The sequence below is a fragment of the Pseudomonas sp. SIMBA_041 genome, assembly GCF_046535095.1.
Classification (GTDB): Bacteria; Pseudomonadota; Gammaproteobacteria; order Pseudomonadales; family Pseudomonadaceae; genus Aquipseudomonas; species Aquipseudomonas mucoides.
The window spans coordinates 1-255 of record NZ_JAWRXJ010000585.1 but is presented as its reverse complement, the minus strand read 5'-3'; the positions used below and the strand labels follow the sequence as shown (position 1 = coordinate 255).

Below are 255 nucleotides of genomic sequence, written 5' to 3'. Positions count from 1 at the left end.
GATCATAGTATTAAAGCAGGATCTTCTTTACACCTTACCGAAATGGAAACAGGAAATAGGAACTTTATGGTTTCTGGTGCAGAGGGTCTTATAAAGGAAACTATAGAAATAAAATATAACAAACCAAGAATATTTTCTCCTTTTGGAATGGGTGTTCTAGACTTAGCTGTTGCTCGTGAAATCTATAAAGATATAACTCCTAGTTTTTCTACCGATCACTTTAATCCATAATATGAGGAGCAACCATGTTAAAGA

At 33.7% G+C, this 255-nt stretch carries 1 pseudogene; it reads left to right on the top strand.

The window, feature by feature from the left end:
* Nucleotides 1–231 (top strand): annotated as a pseudogene (locus SB725_RS32465) (hypothetical protein); the annotation flags it as partial.
* Nucleotides 232–255 lie beyond the last annotated feature (24 nt).